Consider the following 18,502-nt stretch of genomic DNA (forward strand, 5'->3'; position numbering starts at 1 on the left):
GCACGTCCCGCCCGTACGCACCACTCAGGAGACAGCAGTGGCCCGGCGCCCCCTCCCCCGCATTCTGAGCAAGGACGGCGCGCGGCTCGCCCGCACGCAGCTGGCCCGGAGCCGGGAACTGGCCCGGACGGCGGCCGACAGCGCCACCGACGTCCTCCATCCGCTGATCACCCTCTCCCGCGGGCTGCGCCTGCTGGCCTCGGCCGGGCGGCGCAGGTGGACCGCCACCCCGAAGGACCGGCGCGGGCCGCTGATGTTCCTGGTGGCCTGCTTGGTCCTGGTCGTGGCACTGGCGCCGTACGGGCCGCTGCTGGCCGTCGTCACCGTGATGGCGGCGTCGGCCTGGCTGGGCCGCGACCGCACCCCGGCGGCGCCCGAGGGGCCGGACGAGTCCCAGGCCGAGCGGCTCCAGGCGCTGTACGAGGCGCTGGTGCCGTACCTCTCCGTCCCCGAGGACCCCGCGCCGCTGTACGCGCACGGTGGGGAGTGGCAGAAGGCGTTCCCCGCGCACGAGTTCGACGACGCCGGGCGGGTCGGGCAGCTCGTGCTGCGCTATCCCGCGTACTTCCCGGACGGCGAGCCCGAGGCCCGCGCGCGGATCGAGCAGGTGCTCGCGGCGAAGGCGGGGCGCGGGCGCGAGTACCGCTTCGGCTGGGACGAGGAGGGCAACCAGCTCGCCGTGACCGCGCTGCCCCCGCTGCCCGCCGACATCGTGGCCCAGCGGTTCGTGACCGCGCCCGGGGAGAGCGTGCTCGGCTTCACCGACCCGAGCGAGGTGCAGCGCACGCTTCCCCTCTCCTTCGGGGACTACGGGGACGCGTACGGGGAGCAGCGCGACGTGCCGCCCGTCGTCTGGCGCACCGGCGCCCGCTCCACCGAGCCCCACCTGCTGGCGGTCGGCCAGCCCGGCAGCGGCACCTCCACCCTGTTGCGCTCCCTTGCCCTGCAGGCGCTCCGGCACGGCGACGTCCTCATCGTGGACGGCGGAGGCACCGGCGAGTACGCGTGCCTGACCGGCCGGGACGGGGTGCCGGCCGTGGAGTGCGCGTTGCCCGGGGCGCTGACGAGCCTGGAGTGGGCCGCGCAGGAGACGGAGCGGCGGCTCATCGCGATCAACCTCGCGCGGCAGGCCGGCGACCCGCCGCCGGCCGACACCCGGCGCCCCTTGTGGATCCTCTTCGACCGGCCGAGCGCCTTCGCGCACCTCGCGGAGGCCGACGGCCGCGAGGATCCGCAGACCCTGCTCCGGGTGCCGCTGCGGCACGGGCGGGCGGCGAACGTGACCGTCGTCGTCGCCGAGCAGTACGACGGCCTCGACGCACTGAGCGACGCGGTACGGCAGCACACGCGGGCGCGGGTCGCCCTCGGGCCCGCGGCCGTGCGGCAGCTTGAGGCGGTACTGGGCGCCCCGCCGCGTACGACCCCGCCGGCCCAGGTGCCGCCGGGGCGGGGGTACGCACGGCTGGGCCACGGCCCGGTGCACCGGCTTCAGGTGCCGCGGACGCCGGACCCGTACGACGACGCGACGAGCGAGGGGGACCGGCGGGCGGTACTGGACCTGCTGCCACCACGAACCGCACGGCCGGCCCGGCCGATCAACCTGACCAAGACGCCACCGGCACCGGCGGAGCCGGTGACCCCGGAGCCGATCGCCGCGGAGCCCGTCGCTGCGGAGCCTGTGGCCGCCGAGTAGACGGCGCTTCGGCCGGGGCCTCCCGTGGCCGGTCACGCGGCCCATACGGCCCCCGGCCCGCCCCGGCCCCGTATCCGCTACGCGACGAACGTGCGCGGTGAGTCCGTCGCCGTTCCCGTGCCGCCCGTCTCCACCAGACGGGCCGCCGCGGCGAGGCGGACCGCGGCTTCCTCCGCCACCGCTCCGCCGACCGTGAACGGCAGCCGGACGTACCCCTCGAACGCGCCGTCGACGCCGAAGCGGGGTCCGGACGGTACCCGGACGCCGGTTCGTTCGCCCGCCTCCGCGATGCGGGAGCCGGAGAGGCCGCCCGCGCGGACCCAGAGGGTCAGGCCGCCCCGGGGGACCGCGAACTCCCAGTCCGGCAGCTCGCGGCGGAGCGCGGGGACGAGGGCGTCCCGGTTCTCCCGGGCCTGCGCCCGCCGCAGTGCCACCGCCTGCTCCCAACCCCCCGTGCTGAACAGCCAGTTGACGGCGAGCTGCTCCAGCACCGGCGTGCCCATGTCGGCGTACGCCCGCGCGGCGACCAGGCTGCGGACGATGTCCGGCGCGGCCCGCACCCACCCGATCCGCATCCCCGCCCAGAACGCCTTGCTGGCCGAGCCGACCGTGATCACCGTGGAGCCCGCGGGGTCGAACGCGCACACCCGGCGCGGCATCCGCCCCTCCCCCAGCTCCTCCTCCAGCCACAGCTCGCTCATCGTCTCGTCGGCGACGAGCACCGTGCCGGCCGCGCGCGCCGCGTCCACGAGACGGCGCCGCTGGTCCTCGTCGGCCAGCGCCCCGGTGGGGTTGTGGAAGTCGGCGACCACATAGGCCAGTCGCGGCGCGGCCTCCCGCAGGACCTGGCGCCAGCGGTCCATGTCCCACCCGGCGAGCCCCTCGGCCATCGCGACGGGCACCAGCCGCGCGCCCGCCTCCCGCATCAGCTGGAGGATGTTGGCGTAGGAGGGGGACTCGACGGCGATGCGCTCGCCGCGGCCCGCGAAGAGATGGCAGATCGCGTCGATGGCGCCCATCGCGCCGGTCGTCACCATGATCTGTTCCGGCATCGTGGGGATCCCGCGCGTGGTGTAGCGCTCGGCGATCATCGCGCGCAGGGCGGGCAGCCCGGCCGGGTAGTCGCCGTGCGTGTGCGCGTACGGGGGCAGTTCCTCCAGCGCCCCCCGCACCGCGCGGGTGAGCCAGGGCTCGGGCGCGGGCAGGGAGGCGCAGCCCAGGTCGATCATCGAGCCGAGGGCCTCCGGGGGCAGCGGCTCCAGACCGCGCGCGGGCACCGGGTTGCCGGCCGGCACCGCGGTCCAGCTGCCCGCGCCGCGCCGGGACTCCAGGAAGCCCTCGCCGCGCAGCGCCTCGTAGGCGGCCGCGACGGTGGTGCGGCTGACCGAGAGGGAGAGGGCCAGCTCGCGTTCGGCGGGCAGCCGGGCGGCGACCGGGACGCGCCCTTCGAGGACCAGCAGCCGGATGCCGTCGGCCAGCGCCCGGTAGGCGGGCGGGCGGCGGCTGCCGGGCCCGGCCGGCCGTTCCTGCTGGGAGCCGAGCAGCCGGGCGAGCTGCGCGGCCCCCACTGCCGAGGTCCACTGCGCCATGAGATCAGTCCACCTTCCCCGAATTGGCCATGGATGGCCTTTCACCCCAAGCCACAGAGTGGCATGCGTCAGGCCACCACCACTACTCAGGGGGGTATGTCGTGTCCGCTCCCGGGCATATAGGCCGTCGTCTGGTCCAGCTCTACGCCGGGCTCGCGCTCTACGGCGTCAGCTCCGCGTTGCTCGTCGCCTCGGGGCTGGGCCTGGAGCCCTGGGGGGTGCTGCACCAGGGGCTGGCGGGACGGACCGGGCTGAGCATCGGCGAGGTGTCGATCGTCGTGGGGGCGGCGGTGCTGCTGCTGTGGATCCCGCTGCGCCTGCGCCCCGGCCTCGGCACCGTCTCCAACGTCTTCCTCATCGGCCTGGCCCTGGACGGCACCCTCGCGCTGCTGCCGGCGGCGCACTCGCTCCTCGCGCGCGTCCCGCTGATGTTCGCCGGGGTCCTGCTCAACGGCGCGGCGACCGGCCTGTACATCGCGGCGCGCCTCGGGCCGGGTCCGCGCGACGGGCTGATGACGGGTCTGCACCGGCGCACCGGGCGCTCCATCCGGCTGATGCGCACGGCGATCGAGGTGACGGTGGTGGCCACCGGGTTCGTGCTGGGCGGCACCATCGGCGTGGGCACCGTGCTGTACGCCCTGTCCATCGGCCCGCTGGCCCAGTTCTTCCTGCGGGTGTTCGCGCTGCCAGTGGCATCGAGCAGCAGCACGATCGTTGCCGAAAGGACACCCGGCGGAGCGATACTGCGTCGGTGACCACCGCGATACGCCACCCCTACCTCGACCACCCGGGCCCCATCGCCTTCGCCCATCGCGGCGGAGCCGCCGACGGGGTGGAGAACACCGTGGCGCAGTTCCGCCGCGCCGTGGAACTGGGCTACCGCTACATCGAGACCGATGTGCACGCCACGGCGGACGGCCGGCTCGTGGCCTTCCACGACTCGACGCTGGACCGGGTCACCGACGGCGCGGGCCGGATCGCCGACCTGCCCTGGGCGGAGGTCCGGCGGGCGCGGGTGGGCGGCCGTGAACCGGTGCCGCTGTTCGAGGAGCTGCTGGAGACCTTCCCCGAGGTCCGCTGGAACATCGACATCAAGGCGGAGCCCGCGCTGCGTCCGCTCCTGGACCTGCTGGAGCGCACGGACGCCTGGGACCGGGTCTGCGTCGGCTCGTTCTCCGAGGCGCGGGTGCTACGCGCCCAGCGGCTGGCCGGGCCGCGCCTGGCCACCTCCATCGGCACCCGCGGGGTGCTGGGCCTGCGGCTGCGCGCCTGGGGGCTGCCGGCCGCGGTGCGCCGCTCGGCCGTGGCGGCACAGGTGCCCGAGGCCCAGTCGGGCCTCCCGGTGGCCGACGCCCGCTTCGTGCGCGCCGCCCACGCGCGCGGGCTCCAGGTGCACGTGTGGACGATCAACGAACCGGAACGCATGCACCGGCTGCTGGATCTGGGAGTCGATGGCATCATGACCGATCACATCGACACGTTGCGCAAGGTCATGGAGGAGCGCGGGGTCTGGTTCTGAGCGGACCGGACGACCGGCCGCCCTTGCCTTCGCAGGGGAGCGGAAGCGAGGGCACGGATGGGGATCGACACCGTGCGCGCGGAGGCGGCGGACGACACCGCCGACCTCCGGCGCCAGCAAAGAGGCTGGTACTTCTACGACTGGGCGTACGCCGTCTACTCGGCATGCGTCCTGACCGTCTTCGTAGGGCCGTATCTCACCTCGGTCGCCGAGCACGCGGCGGACGCCGACGGCTATGTGCACCCGCTGGGCATACCGGTGCGGGCGGGGTCGTTCTTCGCCTACTCGGTGTCCCTGTCGGTGATCCTCGCCGTCGTGGCCATGCCGCTGGTGGGCAGCCTCGCCGACCGCACGGGACGCAAGAAGCCGCTGTTCGCGGCGGCGGCGTACACCGGGGCCGCGGCGACCATGAGCCTGTTCTTCGTGAACGGCGGGCGGTATCTGCTGGGCGGGGTGCTGCTCGTCGTGGCCAACGCCTCGGCGGCCGTCGGCGCGATGCTCTACAACTCCTACCTGCCGCAGATCGCCCAGCCCGAGGAACGCGACGCGGTCTCCTCGCGCGGCTGGGCCTTCGGCTACGGCGCGGGCGCACTGGTCCTCGTCGCCGACCTGGTCCTGTACTCGGGGCACGACTCCTTCGGTCTCTCCGAGGGGCAGGCGGTGCGCGTCTGCCTGGCCACGGCGGGTCTGTGGTGGGGCGCCTTCACCCTCGTACCGATGCGCCTGCTGCGCGACCGGCGGCCGGGTACGGCGGGCGGCCCGGCGGACGCGGCCCCGTCGACGGGGCTGCGCCAGCTGGCCGCGACGGCGCGGGACATGCGCCGGCACCCGCTGACGCTGGCCTTCCTGCTGGCCTACCTGGTCTACAACGACGGCATCCAGACGGTCGTCTCCCAGGCGTCCGTCTACGGCTCCGAGGAGCTGGGGCTCGGGCAGTCGACGCTGATCGTCGCGGTGCTGCTGGTGCAGGTGCTGGCCGTGGCGGGGGCGCTCGGGATGGGCCGCCTCGCCCGGAAGTACGGCGCCCAGCGCACCGTCCTCGGCTCGCTGGTGGCCTGGGCGGCCATGCTCGCCGTCGGGTACTTCGTGCCCGCGAAGGCGCCGGTGTACTTCTTCGCGCTGGCCGGCGGCATCGGCATGATCCTCGGCGGCAGCCAGGCGCTGTCCCGGTCGCTGTTCTCCCACCTGGTGCCGCCGGGCAAGGAGGCCGAGTACTTCTCGGCGTACCAGGTCAGCGACCGCGGCATGAGCTGGCTCGGGCCGCTGCTGTTCGGCATGACCTACCAGCTCACCGGCAGCTACCGCTACGCGATCATCTCCCTGGTGGCCTTCTTCGTCATCGGCTTCGTACTGCTCGCCAGGGTCCCGGTGCGGCGGGCGATCGCCGCGGTGGGCAACCCGGTACCGGAGAAGATCTAGCGCCGATTTCGCGCTCGGCACGAAAGGGCGGTAGTGTACGCGTTTGGCCTGCCAGGCGGACCGTTACTGCGCGTCAAAGATGCCGAAACGCTGGGTGACATCTACTAGTAGATGTGACAAACCGGGCGCCTGTGGGTAGAAGAAGGGGCGGCTACGACGGCGACGCATGACCCGGAACGGGACTCGGAACGGGAATCTTTACCGCCGACCGGACGTTGACCGGATGACGACGACAGCGACACCTGTCCTGTGGGCGACAAGCCCGGGAGGCACGATTCATGAGTGAGCGAGCTCTTCGCGGTACGCGCCTCGTGGTGACCAGCTACGAGACGGACCGCGGCATCGACCTGGCCCCGCGCCAGGCCGTGGAGTACGCATGTGAGAAGGGGCATCGCTTCGAGATGCCCTTCTCGGTCGAGGCGGAGATCCCGCCGGAGTGGGAGTGCAAGGTCTGCGGGGCCCAGGCACTTCTGGTGGACGGCGACGGCCCGGAGGAGAAGAAGGCCAAGCCCGCGCGCACCCATTGGGACATGCTGATGGAGCGGCGCACCCGTGAGGAACTCGAAGAGGTCCTCGAGGAGCGTCTGGCCGTGCTGCGCTCGGGGGCGATGAACATCGCCGTGCACCCCCGGGACAGCCGCAAGTCGGCATAGCGGGCAAGCCGCACAGCGCACATACGCGAGACCGCGGGCGCCGTACGTCTGAGGACGTACGGCGCCCGCGGTCTGTCTGCCGTGTTCCCGGGGGCTACCGGTTGAGCGGCGGCCGGTGGCCGCCGTCCGGGCCCGGGCGGTCGAAACCGTCCTCGCGGATCACCTCGCCCTGCACCACCTTGCCGTCGGGGCGGTGCATCCGGGCCTGCTGGAAGGCGTCGCCGAGGCCGCCCGGGGCGGCGGCGCGCAGCCTCTTCTCGACGGTGTTCTCCGCAAGGCGGCTCACCGCCTTCTGGACCGGCGGCAGCAGCAGGAGCAGGCCCAGGACGTCGGAGATCATGCCCGGGATGATCAGGAGCAGGCCGCCGAGCATGGTCAGCCCGTTGCCCTCCCCGCGCTTCGGCGAACCGCCCCGCTGGAGCGCCTCGTTCAGGTTCTGGAAGGCCCGCCTGCCCGCCCGCTTGATCACCAGGGAGCCGGCCACCACACCCGCCACGAGCAGCAGGAACACGGTCATGCCACCCCCGGCGCCCGCGACCAGGGTCAGCAGCCAGATCTCCAGCACCAGCCACGCGGCGATGCCCAGCGGCAGATACCTGCGCAGCCGGGAGCGCCGGGGCCGGGCGGTGTGCGGGGAGGTCGGAACGCCAGTCGTCATACCCCCAGTGTGCCTGGCTCCGGCTCAGCGCCGGATAAGGGGCCGGGCCACCACGAAAGGGCTACGGGGTGTGCTTGTCCTTGCCTGCGAGCTTGGCGACGCGGTCCCCTGCGCCCCAGGCGGTGACCCGCCACAGCGCCTCGACCAGGATGTCCTTGCTCATCTTGGAGTCGCCCAGCTCGCGCTCCACGAAGGTGATCGGGACCTCGATCACGTGGTAGCCGGCCTTGACCGCGCGGCGGGCGAGGTCGACCTGGAAGCAGTAGCCCTGCGAGGCGACCTCGTCCAGGCCCAGGCCCTTGAGCGTCTCGGCGCGGAAGGCGCGGTAGCCGCCGGTGATGTCGCGCAGCGGCAGATCGAGGGCGAGCCGGGAGTAGAGGCTGCCGCCGCGGGAGATGAACTCGCGGGACTTGGGCCAGTTGACCACCCGGCCGCCGGGCACCCAGCGGGAGCCGAGCACCAGGTCGGCGCTCTTGAGGGCGGTCAGCAGCCGGGGCAGCTCCTCGGGCTGGTGGGAGCCGTCGGCGTCCATCTCGACCAGCACGCCGTAGTCGCGCTCCAGGCCCCAGCGGAAGCCCGCGAGGTAGGCGGCGCCCAGGCCCTCCTTGCCCTTGCGGTGCATCACCTGGACGTTCTCGTCCTCGGCGGCCAGCTCGTCGGCGAGCTTGCCGGTGCCGTCCGGGCTGTTGTCGTCCGCGATCAGCACGTGCGCCTCGGGGACGGCCTTGCGCACCCGGCCGACGATGGTCTTGATGTTCTCCGCCTCGTTGTAGGTCGGGATGATCACCAAGGCCGTGCCGAGCGGACCGAACTGCCTCCCCTGGGCCTTGGCCGCGAGAGTCCCGTCGCCGTCGTTCACTGCTGCCCCTTCTGGTCGTACGCAGGCGTCCACCATAGTGGCCGCCGCCTGGGTGGATGTGACAGCGCGTACGTATGGCGGTGTCGATTGCACAAGAGTGGGGTAAGAACGTTCTTTTCGGGGTGTTCCCGCCCTGTTCGTGTCACGTTCTTTTCCTCTTCCGACTGTTCGGACGGCCCCGCACGCGCAGGGGTTGCCTCTGCCGTGCTGCGGATGGGGGCCCGGCGCCCTTCGGGCCGACCTGGGACCCGCTGGCTGCGGATCGACCGAAAGCCGTTGTCTACTGAGGCCGGGCCCCCCACCCGGGTCACACCTGGCCGACCGGCTGGAACGCTTCCCCGCCGGCGCGGACGCTGAGCCTGGCTGCCAGTGGCGGTGCCCCGGTGCGGGGCGCCGTCCCTGACCCAGCGGCGCGGCGGGGAGGTGCGCGAACGCTTCCCGGTCGGGCGTCCGGTGGTGGACTCGGACGAACCTACCGGCCCTCCGCGCCCGACTGTCAACAGCTCCCTGGCCTGCGCGGACGCCGAGGCGTCCGGGAGCGGTGCGGAGGATGCGCAGGTCGCGCGAGCGGGCCCGGCGCGGGGGCGGCGGCCACGCCACCCCGGGAGATCACTCGCCCGGCCGTACGAAGACCGTCCGGCCGCCCACCACGGTGCGCAGGCAGCGCGGCAGCTCGCCGCCCGGGGTGAGGTCGGGCAGCCCGGGGGTGCCGGAGCGCGGGTCGGTCGACCAGCGGGCCACCCGGTCGTCGGGGGCCTGCACGACCAGCTCGCCGGTGCGCCAGACCGCGAAGTCGGCGGGCGCGCCCGGCACCAGGACGCCCGCGTCGTCCCGGCCGATCGCCCGCCAGCCGCCCCGGGTGTGCGCCGTGAAGGCGGCACGCACCGAGACACGGTGCTCGGGCGTGTGGTGGAAGGCGGCGGCGCGGACCGTGCCCCACGGGTCGAGCGGGGTGACGGGGCTGTCGGAGCCGAAGGCCAGCGGGACGCCGGCGCGCAGCAGGGCCGCGTACGGATTGAGGGTGCGGGCCCGCTCGGCCCCGAGCCGGTGGGCGTACATGCCGTCCTCGCCGCCCCACAGCGCGTCGAAGGCGGGCTGCACGGAGGCGATCAGGCCCAGCTCGGCGAAGCCGGCCACGGTCTCGGGGCTGAGCATCTCGGCGTGCTCGACGCGGTGCCGGGCGGCCCGGATCCGGGCGAGGCCGACCTTCTCGGCGGCGGCGCGCACGCCCTCGACCACGGAGGTCACAGCGGCGTCGCCGATCGCGTGGAAGCCCGCCTGGAGGCCCGCCTCGGTGCAGGCGATCACATGGGCGGCGATGGCGTCGGTGTCCAGGTAGGCGGTGCCGGTGTGGTCCGCGTCGGCGTACGGCTCGTGCAGGCACGCGGTGTGCGAGCCGAGGGCGCCGTCGGCGAAGAGGTCGCCCGCGGCGCCGATCGCGCCCAGCTCGCGGGCCTTGTCGACGTCCTGTTCGGCCCAGTACCCGAGGACCCGGGGGCCCGGCAGGTCCGCGGCGAGCCTGAGCAGGCCGGTGAAGTCGTCCTCGGAGGAGATCTGCGGCCCGCCGCACTCGTGCACCGAGCCGATGCCGAGGGAGGCGGCGTGCGCCAGGGCGGTGCGCTGGGCCTCCTCGCGCTGGGCGGGCGTGATCGCGGCGAAGGCGGCCGCGCGTACGGCGTGGTGGGCGTCGCGGGTGAGGGGTTCGTCCGCGCGGGGCAGGTCGCCGCCGACCAGGTCCAGCAGGGCGGTGGTGACGACGGCCGAGTGCACGTCGATGCGGGAGAGGTACAGCGGGCGGCCCCCGGTGGCCTCGTCCAGCTCCGCGCGCGTCGGCGGGCGGCCGCCGGGCCAGCGGGCGGCGTCCCAGCCGTGGCCCAGCAGCACGCGGTCACCGGGGCGGGCGGCGGCGAACTCCCGGACCAGGGCGAGCGCGGCGTCCAGGGAGGGGGCGGCGCTCAGGTCGAGGCCGGTCAGCGCGAGACCGGTGGCGGTGGTGTGCACATGGGCGTCCGTGAACGCCGGGGTGACCAGGGCGCCGTCGAGGTCGATCACCTCGTCCACGCCGTCGGCGAAGGCGTCCGCGGCGCCCTCGGAGCCGACCCAGGCGATGTGGCCGGACTCCACGACCATCGCGGTGGCGAAGGGGTCGGCGGGGCTGTGGACGTCGCCGTGGCGCAGGAGGAGGGTGCGGTCGCTCATAGGCGACAGTTTCCCTCGGCCGCCGGGGGGTGTCGCACCTGGGGCGGCTTCGGACGGTCCCCCGGCACGGCGGCGGCCGCCCCGGGAGACCCGTCCCGCGGGCCGGTCGCCGTCAGAGCTGCGGCGGGCGGGCCTCGTACGGCGTGGACAGGACCACCGTGGTACGCGTCGACACCCCCGCCAGGCTCCGCAGGCGCGCCAGCAGCTCCTCCAGTTCGTGCGGGGTCGCCACGCGGACCTTGAGGATGTAGTTCTCGTCGCCGGCGACGCTGTGGCAGGCCTCGATCTCGGGCACGCCGGCGAGCCGGTCGGCGATGTCGTCGGGGGCGCTGGGGTCGAACGGTTTCACCGAGATGAAGGCGGTGAGGGACAGCCCGACCGCTTCCGGGTCGACCACCGCGGCGTAGCCGCGGATGACGCCACGCTGTTCGAGCCGGCGCACCCGCTGGTGCACGGCCGACGTGGACAGGCCCGTGGCCTTGCCCAGGTCTGTGTAGCTCATCCGCCCGTCCTTGACGAGCAGCTGCACGATCTGACGGTCCAGCTCCTCCATGGCGCCAAAACCTACAGGGCGTTCGATCTCCTCGGACAGCCGACGGGCCTCCGCCGACGGCCCCACGGTCATCTGCACGCGGCATGTGACGAACACCACACCTTTCGAACAGGCTCCGTGATGTTCTCGTGATTACCGCCGAGACCGGGCGGGAAGTGCTTGCTGTGGTCGAGGCCGCCGCGCCTTTCACGGCCCAGCCTTAGGGGGAGAATCCCATGCAGAGTGTCAAGCGCCCTGGTCGATCCGCGTCCAAGCGGCAGCAGTCCATGCTCGAACCCGAGCCGGAGGGTGTCGAACCCGACGCCTTCGAGGACGAGCTGGACTTCTACGACACCTTGGAGATGTACCGGGTGATCTGCCCGGACTGCGCACAGCCGATCGCGCTGCTGGCGGACGAGGAGATCCTGCCGGAGCACGCGCTGTGCGCCTCGCCGTGGAACCCGTTCGGGCTCACGGTGTGCGCGGGTACCGGCCGGTCCGCGGCCGACGCCCGCCCCGCGGACGAGACCTTCACCCCGCAGGAGCAGGACACCGCCCTGCTGCTGACGCTCCCCCAGGGTCTGAACTGGCGGACGCAGCCCTTCTCGCACGTCGGCGGTCCGGGCTCGCGCCCGATGCGGGTGCCGGAGATGCGCCGCCGGGCCGCCTGAGCCCCGCGCACCGGACCCGGTCCGACGCCGGACGTTCCTGGACTGACGCTCGATTCGGGCGGGCGGTGACCTGTGCGCCGGGCGGCGCGTTCTTCCGGGTATGACACCCTCGCACTCGGCCACCGGGCGTCGGCGCCACATCTTCGTCCCGCGCCCCGCGGTACCGATTTCCTCCGGCGCTCCGCAGGACCCGCCCATCTACCGTGACCTGATGCGCGCCTGGGCCGACCGGGGCCGCACCCTGCCGGGCCGCCAGGACCCGGAGTGGGTGCGGCTGGCGGCGCCGACGGTGCGTACGGGCCAGTTCAGCGGGCCTCGGGTCCCGCCACGTGACGGGCGATGACCATCCGCTGGATCTGGTTGGTGCCCTCCACGATCTGGAGCACCTTGGCCTCGCGCATGTAGCGCTCGGCCGGGAAGTCGGCGGTGTAGCCGTATCCGCCGAGGATCTGTACGGCGTCCGTGGTGACCTTCATGGCGGTGTCGGTGCAGTGGAGCTTGGCCATGGCGGCCTGCTTGGCGAACGGCTTGCCGGCGTCGCGCAGCCGGGCCGCCGCGAGGTAGAGGGCACGGCCCGCCTCGATCTGGGTGGCCATGTCGGCGATCATGAAGCGCAGGCCCTGGAAGTCGGCGACGGGGTGGCCGAACTGCCGTCGCTCGGTGGCGTAGCCGACGGCTTCGTCCAGTGCGGCCTGGGCGACGCCGATGGCGCAGGCGGCGATGCCGAGGCGACCGGAGTCGAGGGCGGACAGGGCGATGGTGAAGCCCTGGCCCTCCTCACCGATGCGGCGGTCGTCGCCGACGCGGACGCCGTCGAAGTGGACCTGGGCGGTGGGCGAGCCCTTCATGCCCATCTTCTTCTCGGGGGCCGCCGCGCTCAGGCCCGGGGCGTCGCCGGGCACGAGGAAGGCGGTGATGCCGCGGGGGCCGTCCTCGCCGGTGCGGGCCATCACGGTGTAGAAGTCGGCGATGCCGCCGTGGGTGATCCAGGCCTTGGTGCCGGTGATCACCCAGCCGTCGCCGTCTCGCACCGCTTTGGTGCGCAGGGAGGCGGCGTCGGAGCCGGAGGAGGGTTCGGACAGGCAGTAGGCGCCGAGGAGCCCGCCACCGAGCATGGCGGGGAGGTGCTCGACCTGCTGCTGCTTGGTGCCGTAGGTGGCGAGCGCGTAGGAGGCGAGGGTGTGCACGCTGAGGCCGAGGCCGACGGTGAGGCGGGCCGCGGCGAGTTCCTCCAGGACCTGGAGGTAGACCTCGTACGGCTGGTCGCCGCCGCCGTGCTCCGCGGCGTACGGCAGGCCGAGCAGGCCCGATGACGAGAGCAGGGTGAAGATCTCGCGCGGGAAACGGCCCGCGTCCTCCTCCTCGGCGGCCTTCGGGGCGATCTCCCGCCGTGCCATCTCCCGGACGAGGGTGAGCAGGTCCCTCGCCTCGTCCGTCGGCAGTTGGCGCTCCACCGGCTGCGGGTCGCGGTCGGACATGACGTCGGTCTCCTCCCTGGTCGGGAACCGGCGGCACGGCCCGCGCGTCAGGGCGGCTCCGCCTGATCATCCCGTTACGGCCGCGGCCCGTGCTCCCGGATCGCGGAAGCCCGCTGACCAGCGGCTGCGCTGAGTATGCCCGAACATCGGACTCCCGTCACCAGTTAACGACCGCTCACTCGAACATTCCAGCCGGAACCCCCGGGACCGGAATCCGGAGCCGCCCGGGACCGGAATCCGGGGGTGCCCGCGGCCGGGCGGCGGGGCGGCCGGAGCCGGGCGGGACACGGGGAAGTCCGGCGGGGATACCGGAACGGCGGACGGCCGGTATCCGAGAAGAGGGCCGGCCAGTGACACGAGGAGGCACGCCGGTACGGCCGGAAAGATGCGGCCCTCGTTGACCGTAGTGGTCTAGTCCTCCTACGGTGCTCGCCCGGTGTTCCTCTCACGGGTACGAGGAGGCACGATGCGGATGCGCAGGACCCAGCCGTCCCGGGTGCGGAGGTTCGTCTCGGCCGTGTGCGCGGCCGCACTCGGTTTCGGGTTGCTGGTCGGGGCGGGTGCCGTCAGCGGGGACCGGGGCGGCACCGGGGCCGGCCGGCCCGGCGGCGAGCCCGGGTTGATCAAGTCGCTGGAGTAGGGGCCGGGTTCAGAGGAGCCCGAGCCGGGTGACCAGCATCGCGATGACCGCGACGAGGACCCAGCCCAGCACGTGTTCGAGAATCTTGGGCCCGTCGTCCCGGGGGCCGCCGGTGCGGACGCGGGTGGCGGTGGCGGAGTGTGCGGTCATGCTGGTACTCACAGAGGTCGGACGTACAGAGCGATTCCCCCACCCCATCCGTCCACCTTGCCACCCGCGGCCGCGTGTGCGGCGATGAGCTTGCTCACACGGTCAGCGCACACCCACCGCGGCCAGGGCCTTGCGCTGGTGGGCGCTCGGATGCGCCGGGAAGTAGAGGTAGCAGACCCCTCCGGTGCCGGAGGAGACCCCGCCGGAGGCGTTGTACCGCTTCGTCCTCAGCCAGATGTTCTCGAACTCCCGCCGCTGGTACACCCGTCGCACCGCGTCGTCGCCCGGCGAGGCCGGGTCGTTGGCGATCACGTCGCCGTCCGCGGTGAAGCCGATCACGGTCATGAGGTGCCCCGACGTGCCGTAACCCGCCCCGGTCAGTTCGGTCTTCAGGAACGACTGGGACGTTATGGCCGGGATGCCGGCCGCGACCAGGGTCTCCAGGTCGCTCAGCGAGGCGAGCCGGGTGACGACGCCCTGGAGGCCGTCGAAGGTCGCCGCGTAGGCGGCGTTGAACGGCCAGTTGCCGCAGCCCGCGTACTGGTAGTCGTACGTGTAGCGCGCGGCCGCGTCCACCTGCGGATCGGCGTAGGACGGGTCGATCCAGGACAACTGGTCGGCCGTGAGCCGGCCGCCCCAGTACTCGATGATCATCTGCGAGGAGGTCGGACTGCACCAGGCCTCGCCGCCGTTGTCGTACTGCGGGTACTGGCCCTTGTGGATCTCCTGCGAGTAGCGCGGCACGACCAGTTCCTGCGCGAGGCCGGGCGTGGAGGCCGGGACGGTGAAGCGGTCGGGGATGTCGGAGCCCATCGCGCCGAGCCGCCACACGGTCGGCGTGAGCCGCGTGCCCGGCCTGCGGTAGAGGGTCAGGCGCAGCCGGTAGGAGACGAGGCGCAGGCCGGTGCTCGCGTCGTCGATGGCGAAGGTGTCGGTCCAGATGCTGCTCCTGCCGTCGCTCTGGCCGTCCACCGAGGTCCGCTTGATGTCCTGGTCCCCGGTCGCCCAGCGGCCCATCACGTACCAGGGCGTGTCGCCGCCGTCGGAGTACGTGCCGCTCAACTCCACCTGGAGCCACGTGCCCTCGGGCGTGTGCGCGTTCCAGGAGGCGATGACCTCGGTGGCGGGGACCGCGAGCCGGTACAGCGGGGAGGTCCAGGTGGCGTACTCCCAGGTGGCGGTGGTGCCGGTGTGCGGATCGGTGTAGTCGGTGGAGCCCGCGGGAGCGCCGATCACCACCCCCGGCCGGGGGCCGGAAACCGGGCGGGTGCCCTGAGAGGCGCCGCTGCGCCACTCCCTGTACGTGGTCCAGGCGTGGTAGTCGACGGGGCGGGCCGCCCCTGCGGACTCGTCGACGTCGACGGCCGCACGCGCGGTGGTGCTCCCCCGCTGTACGGCGGCCGCTGCGGGCGTGGCGGCGCCGGCCACCGCGGCGGCGACCGCGACGGTCAGAACCGTTCTGCGGGACGGCTGTTGGGCTCTGCTCATGGGCGCGAATACCCCCAGGTGTCCGGAGTCGGGGCTGGATCATGTGCACGTCGTGCGCCAACTATGGAGCAGCCGCAGGGCCCCTGCCAGCACTTGGGCGGATGCCGCGCCATGAATATTGGTCTGATCCGGTGGCGGCGCGTGCGCGGGGGTGACAAAGGCCCCGGCCCCGGTACCGAAGCGGTGCCGGGGCCGGGGCCTGGTGTGCGGCGGGTCAGACGAGGTCCATGGCGGCGATCTCGTCGGGACGGCCGTAGCTGATCGGGCCCTGGAAGCGGCGGCGGGCGGTGGCGAACCACCAGATCGTGGCCACGAGCAGGACGACGGCGAGCGCGATCGGCGCGTAGTTGAAGGAGTCCACGGTGATCGGGGACGCCTGCGGCAGCATGAACAGGACGCTGCTGAGCACGATCCAGATCACGGCGAGCCAGCCGACCGGCTTGCTCCAGCGGCCCAGGTGCCAGGGGCCCGCCTGGAAGGCGTCGCCGAGCCGCAGCCGCAGGAAGATCGGGACGGCGTAGGCGAGGAAGAGGCCGACCACGTTGACGCTGACGATCGCGGTGAAGGCGGTGTGCGACCACCAGCCGGGCACGATGAGGGCGAGCGAGCAGGCCACCGCGAGCCAGACCGCCTTGACGGGCGTCCGGGTGCGGGTCGAGACCGAGTGCCACCAGCGGGAGCCGGGCATGGCGCCGTCGCGGGAGAAGGCGAAGATCTGGCGGGTGTTGCTGGTGAGGTTGGCCAGTCCGCAGAAGAGCATCGCGCCGATGACGATGAGGAGCATGACCTTCGCGGTGGTCAGGCCGAGGCCGTCGATCAGGATCTGGACGGGCGGCGCGCCGTTGGCGGCCTCGTCGGCGTAGTCCCTAATGCTGTAGACCAGTGCCAGCATCAGGATCAGACCGGTGATCGCCGAATAGCCGATGGCGCGGGTGATCCCCTTGGGCGCGTTGACCGTGGCCCGCACCGTTTCCTCGGACATGTGGAAGCTGCCGTCGAAGCCGGTGAAGGTCCAGCTGGTGACCAGCAGGCCGAGCATGCCGCCGTAAAGTCCGCTCGTGAAGCCGGTGTTGTTCTCGAAATGCGTGACGAACGACGCGGACTGGTGATGATCCGGTATCACTATGAGTGCGCCCACGATCACGACGAGTCCGATCAGCAGCCACCAGACGGAAATGCGGTTGAGGACGGCGACGAGCTGGACGGTGTAGGTGTTGGCGAGCCCCTGCAACACGATGATCAAGGCCGTGATCAGCACCGTCTGATGGACGGTCGGCTGGTAGGAGGGCCACTGCAACTGCACGAAGGCCTGGATGAAGGTGGCCGCCGCGTACCCGGTGGCGGCGGTGCCGCCGATCTGCCCGACGAAATTCAACCAGCCCGTGTACCAGGACCAGGCGCCCTTGTGGCGCTTGGCGAGTTTACCGGCGGAGAAATAGAGGGCGCCGCTCGTCGGATACGCGGAGGCGACCTCGCCCATGGCCGCGCCGATGAGCAGCACCATGATCGATACACCGATCCAGCCGAACACGAGAATGCGGGGGCCACCCGCGTTCATGCCGAATCCGAAGGACGAGAAGATGCCCGAAAGGACATTGATGATGGTGAAGGAGATCGCGAAATTGTCGAACGCCTGGAAACGGCGGGTGAGTTTCCGCGGATAACCCATCGCGTGCAGGGTCGCGTCGTCGTCGAGCACGACCGCGTCTTCTCCGGCACGGGCGGTGGCCCGGGGAGCAGACATCCGTTCTGACACAGATCGACCTTTCTCTCGGTGCCTCGTGAGCGCTCCGGGCGGCTCCCGAGGAGGGGGGACGGGGGACGGGCAAGGGGGGTCAGGCGGGCCCGGGCACGGGCAGCCCGCAGGCGCGGCGGGCCCGCGAGAGCTGTTCGGCGGGGTCACCGAAGGCGCTCCAGGGCATGCGCGAGGCGTACGGGCCCATCGCCGTGAAGACCGCCCGGGCCTCGAACTCGCGCTGGCCCATGACCAGCGCGTGCGCCAGATAGGCCAGGTCGAGCACCGGGGTGAAGCGGTAACCGGCCATCGTCGGCAGCCAGTTGTGGTAGATCGCGAGCGCGGTGGAGCGCCACTGGGGCTGTTCCCAGACGCGGTCGGCGAGCAGTTGGGTCGGGTTGTAGCTCTCCACCAGGGCGACCAGGGGCAGCAGGCGCAGCGCGGAGTCGGCGGGCGCGCGCTGGCTGAGGAAGGCGGCCACGTCCCAGGCGGCGTTCACCGAGCCGCCGTAGCGGGCGAAGAAGGCGGAGAGGAAGCGGTGGTGGGCCTCGCGGTGCCACGGGTCCAGGGAGAGGATGTGCGCGAACAGGCGCCAGGGGCCGGGCGGGGCGGTGAGCAGGCCCTGCGGAGCGGGGTCGCGCAGCCGGTGCAGGCGGGCCATGGCGAGCTTGGCGACCCAGGGGGTGGGGTCCTGCGGGGCCAGGGCGGCGGCCCGTTCGCAGGCGGTGAGCGCTATACGCTCCAGCGCCTCGGCGCGGTCGTCGTGGCCGTCGGCGGCGCGCAGCGCCCGCTGGACGGCGACACGGGCCCACATGAGGGCCGCCTCGGGCGAGGGCTCCTCGTCCAGCCAGCGCTCGACCAGGTCGGTGCCGGCCGCCTCGGAGGCGAGGACCAGGGAGCGGTGGGCGCGCAGCGCGAAGTCGTGGCGTGTCTCGGCCAGGGCCTCGTACGCGTGGCGATAACGTCCGGCGCGGACATCGACGCAAACGGCGGCCAGGACTCGGTCGTCTGCCGCCGGGTGCCACACATACTGCCCCTCGAATAACTCCGCGGCCATGTCCCCTGCCTTGTCCCCGTACGGTGTCCGCGGCTACCGCTTCTCGCGGTGGCGCAGGAGGCACCTTACTCAGCACGGAGGACCGCCGGGAACGCCGAATTCGACATATCGGTCAGGGATTCGAGAATGTTTATCGAAGTGCACGAGGAGGCACCCCGGGCG

General features: G+C 72.8%; 18 protein-coding genes. 8 read left to right on the forward strand and 10 right to left on the reverse strand.

Annotated elements, in window-relative coordinates; genetic code table 11:
• Positions 1-37 precede the first annotated feature (37 nt).
• Positions 38-1,693 carry a hypothetical protein gene (locus AB0927_RS16720; protein WP_366668328.1) on the forward strand — a complete coding sequence of 552 codons (1,656 nt, stop codon included), beginning with the start codon at positions 38-40 and terminating at the stop codon, positions 1,691-1,693.
• Positions 1,694-1,770: 77 nt separating this feature from the next.
• Here AB0927_RS16720 and AB0927_RS16725 read toward each other — a convergent pair whose 3' ends face one another.
• Positions 1,771-3,282: a PLP-dependent aminotransferase family protein gene (locus AB0927_RS16725; RefSeq protein ID WP_366668329.1), complete on the reverse strand. Its 1,512-nt coding sequence runs from the start codon at positions 3,280-3,282 to the stop codon at positions 1,771-1,773.
• A 101-nt stretch (positions 3,283-3,383) separates the two neighbouring features.
• On the opposite strand from AB0927_RS16725, the gene AB0927_RS16730 reads away from it, so the two are divergent.
• From AB0927_RS16730 to AB0927_RS16745, 4 genes are all read left to right on the forward strand, one after another.
• Positions 3,384-4,037 carry a hypothetical protein gene (locus AB0927_RS16730; RefSeq protein ID WP_366668330.1) on the forward strand — a complete coding sequence of 218 codons (654 nt, stop codon included), beginning with the start codon at positions 3,384-3,386 and terminating at the stop codon, positions 4,035-4,037.
• Positions 4,034-4,801 (forward strand): glycerophosphodiester phosphodiesterase, encoded by a 768-nt coding sequence (locus tag AB0927_RS16735; protein WP_366668331.1) that lies wholly within the window; start codon positions 4,034-4,036, stop codon positions 4,799-4,801. The genes AB0927_RS16730 and AB0927_RS16735 overlap by 4 nt, the downstream gene beginning before the upstream one ends.
• A gap of 57 nt (positions 4,802-4,858) precedes the next feature.
• Positions 4,859-6,220, forward strand: coding sequence for an MFS transporter (locus tag AB0927_RS16740; RefSeq protein ID WP_366668332.1), 1,362 nt, complete (start codon positions 4,859-4,861; stop codon positions 6,218-6,220).
• 278 nt (positions 6,221-6,498) lie between these two features.
• Complete coding sequence (locus AB0927_RS16745) at positions 6,499-6,873, forward strand: RNA polymerase-binding protein RbpA (RefSeq protein WP_003977404.1); 375 nt, start codon at positions 6,499-6,501, stop codon at positions 6,871-6,873.
• A gap of 94 nt (positions 6,874-6,967) precedes the next feature.
• Here AB0927_RS16745 and fxsA read toward each other — a convergent pair whose 3' ends face one another.
• The 4 genes from fxsA to AB0927_RS16765 form a co-directional block, all read right to left on the reverse strand.
• Positions 6,968-7,531 (reverse strand): FxsA family membrane protein, encoded by a 564-nt coding sequence (gene fxsA, locus AB0927_RS16750; protein ID WP_366668333.1) that lies wholly within the window; start codon positions 7,529-7,531, stop codon positions 6,968-6,970.
• A gap of 61 nt (positions 7,532-7,592) precedes the next feature.
• Positions 7,593-8,390, reverse strand: a complete 798-nt coding sequence (locus AB0927_RS16755) for a polyprenol monophosphomannose synthase (RefSeq protein WP_366668334.1) — start codon at positions 8,388-8,390, stop codon at positions 7,593-7,595.
• 609 nt (positions 8,391-8,999) lie between these two features.
• Positions 9,000-10,589 carry an amidohydrolase gene (locus AB0927_RS16760; protein ID WP_366668335.1) on the reverse strand — a complete coding sequence of 530 codons (1,590 nt, stop codon included), beginning with the start codon at positions 10,587-10,589 and terminating at the stop codon, positions 9,000-9,002.
• A gap of 112 nt (positions 10,590-10,701) precedes the next feature.
• A complete protein-coding gene (locus AB0927_RS16765; protein WP_146468978.1) occupies positions 10,702-11,142 on the reverse strand; it encodes an Lrp/AsnC family transcriptional regulator in 441 nt (146 codons plus the stop codon).
• 215 nt (positions 11,143-11,357) lie between these two features.
• Here AB0927_RS16765 and AB0927_RS16770 point away from each other — a divergent pair, with 215 nt between their 5' ends.
• Both AB0927_RS16770 and AB0927_RS16775 read left to right on the forward strand, forming a co-directional pair.
• Entirely contained in the window at positions 11,358-11,792 is a 435-nt protein-coding gene (locus tag AB0927_RS16770) for a hypothetical protein (protein WP_366668336.1), read from the forward strand.
• A 100-nt stretch (positions 11,793-11,892) separates the two neighbouring features.
• Entirely contained in the window at positions 11,893-12,135 is a 243-nt protein-coding gene (locus tag AB0927_RS16775) for a hypothetical protein (RefSeq protein WP_366668337.1), read from the forward strand.
• Here AB0927_RS16775 and AB0927_RS16780 read toward each other — a convergent pair.
• The gene (locus tag AB0927_RS16780; RefSeq protein ID WP_366668338.1) at positions 12,098-13,270 is read right to left on the reverse strand and encodes an acyl-CoA dehydrogenase family protein; all 1,173 of its coding nucleotides are present in this window, start codon (positions 13,268-13,270) and stop codon (positions 12,098-12,100) included. The genes AB0927_RS16775 and AB0927_RS16780 overlap by 38 nt on opposite strands.
• A gap of 466 nt (positions 13,271-13,736) precedes the next feature.
• On the opposite strand from AB0927_RS16780, the gene AB0927_RS16785 reads away from it, so the two are divergent.
• Positions 13,737-13,910 (forward strand): hypothetical protein, encoded by a 174-nt coding sequence (locus AB0927_RS16785; RefSeq protein ID WP_366668339.1) that lies wholly within the window; start codon positions 13,737-13,739, stop codon positions 13,908-13,910.
• Positions 13,911-13,919: 9 nt separating this feature from the next.
• Here the strand turns inward: AB0927_RS16785 and AB0927_RS16790 are convergent, their stop codons facing one another.
• The 4 genes from AB0927_RS16790 to AB0927_RS16805 form a co-directional block, all read right to left on the reverse strand.
• Complete coding sequence (locus tag AB0927_RS16790) at positions 13,920-14,060, reverse strand: SCO1431 family membrane protein (protein ID WP_366668340.1); 141 nt, start codon at positions 14,058-14,060, stop codon at positions 13,920-13,922.
• 102 nt (positions 14,061-14,162) lie between these two features.
• Positions 14,163-15,548: a peptidase C39 family protein gene (locus tag AB0927_RS16795; protein WP_366668341.1), complete on the reverse strand. Its 1,386-nt coding sequence runs from the start codon at positions 15,546-15,548 to the stop codon at positions 14,163-14,165.
• 214 nt (positions 15,549-15,762) lie between these two features.
• Positions 15,763-17,292, reverse strand: a complete 1,530-nt coding sequence (locus AB0927_RS16800; RefSeq protein ID WP_366668342.1) for an amino acid permease — start codon at positions 17,290-17,292, stop codon at positions 15,763-15,765.
• A 91-nt stretch (positions 17,293-17,383) separates the two neighbouring features.
• Complete coding sequence (locus tag AB0927_RS16805) at positions 17,384-18,340, reverse strand: hypothetical protein (protein WP_366668343.1); 957 nt, start codon at positions 18,338-18,340, stop codon at positions 17,384-17,386.
• Positions 18,341-18,502: the final 162 nt, after the last annotated feature.

The organism is Streptomyces sp. NPDC048106, assembly GCF_040706415.1.
In the GTDB taxonomy this organism is placed as follows: domain Bacteria; phylum Actinomycetota; class Actinomycetes; order Streptomycetales; family Streptomycetaceae; genus Streptomyces.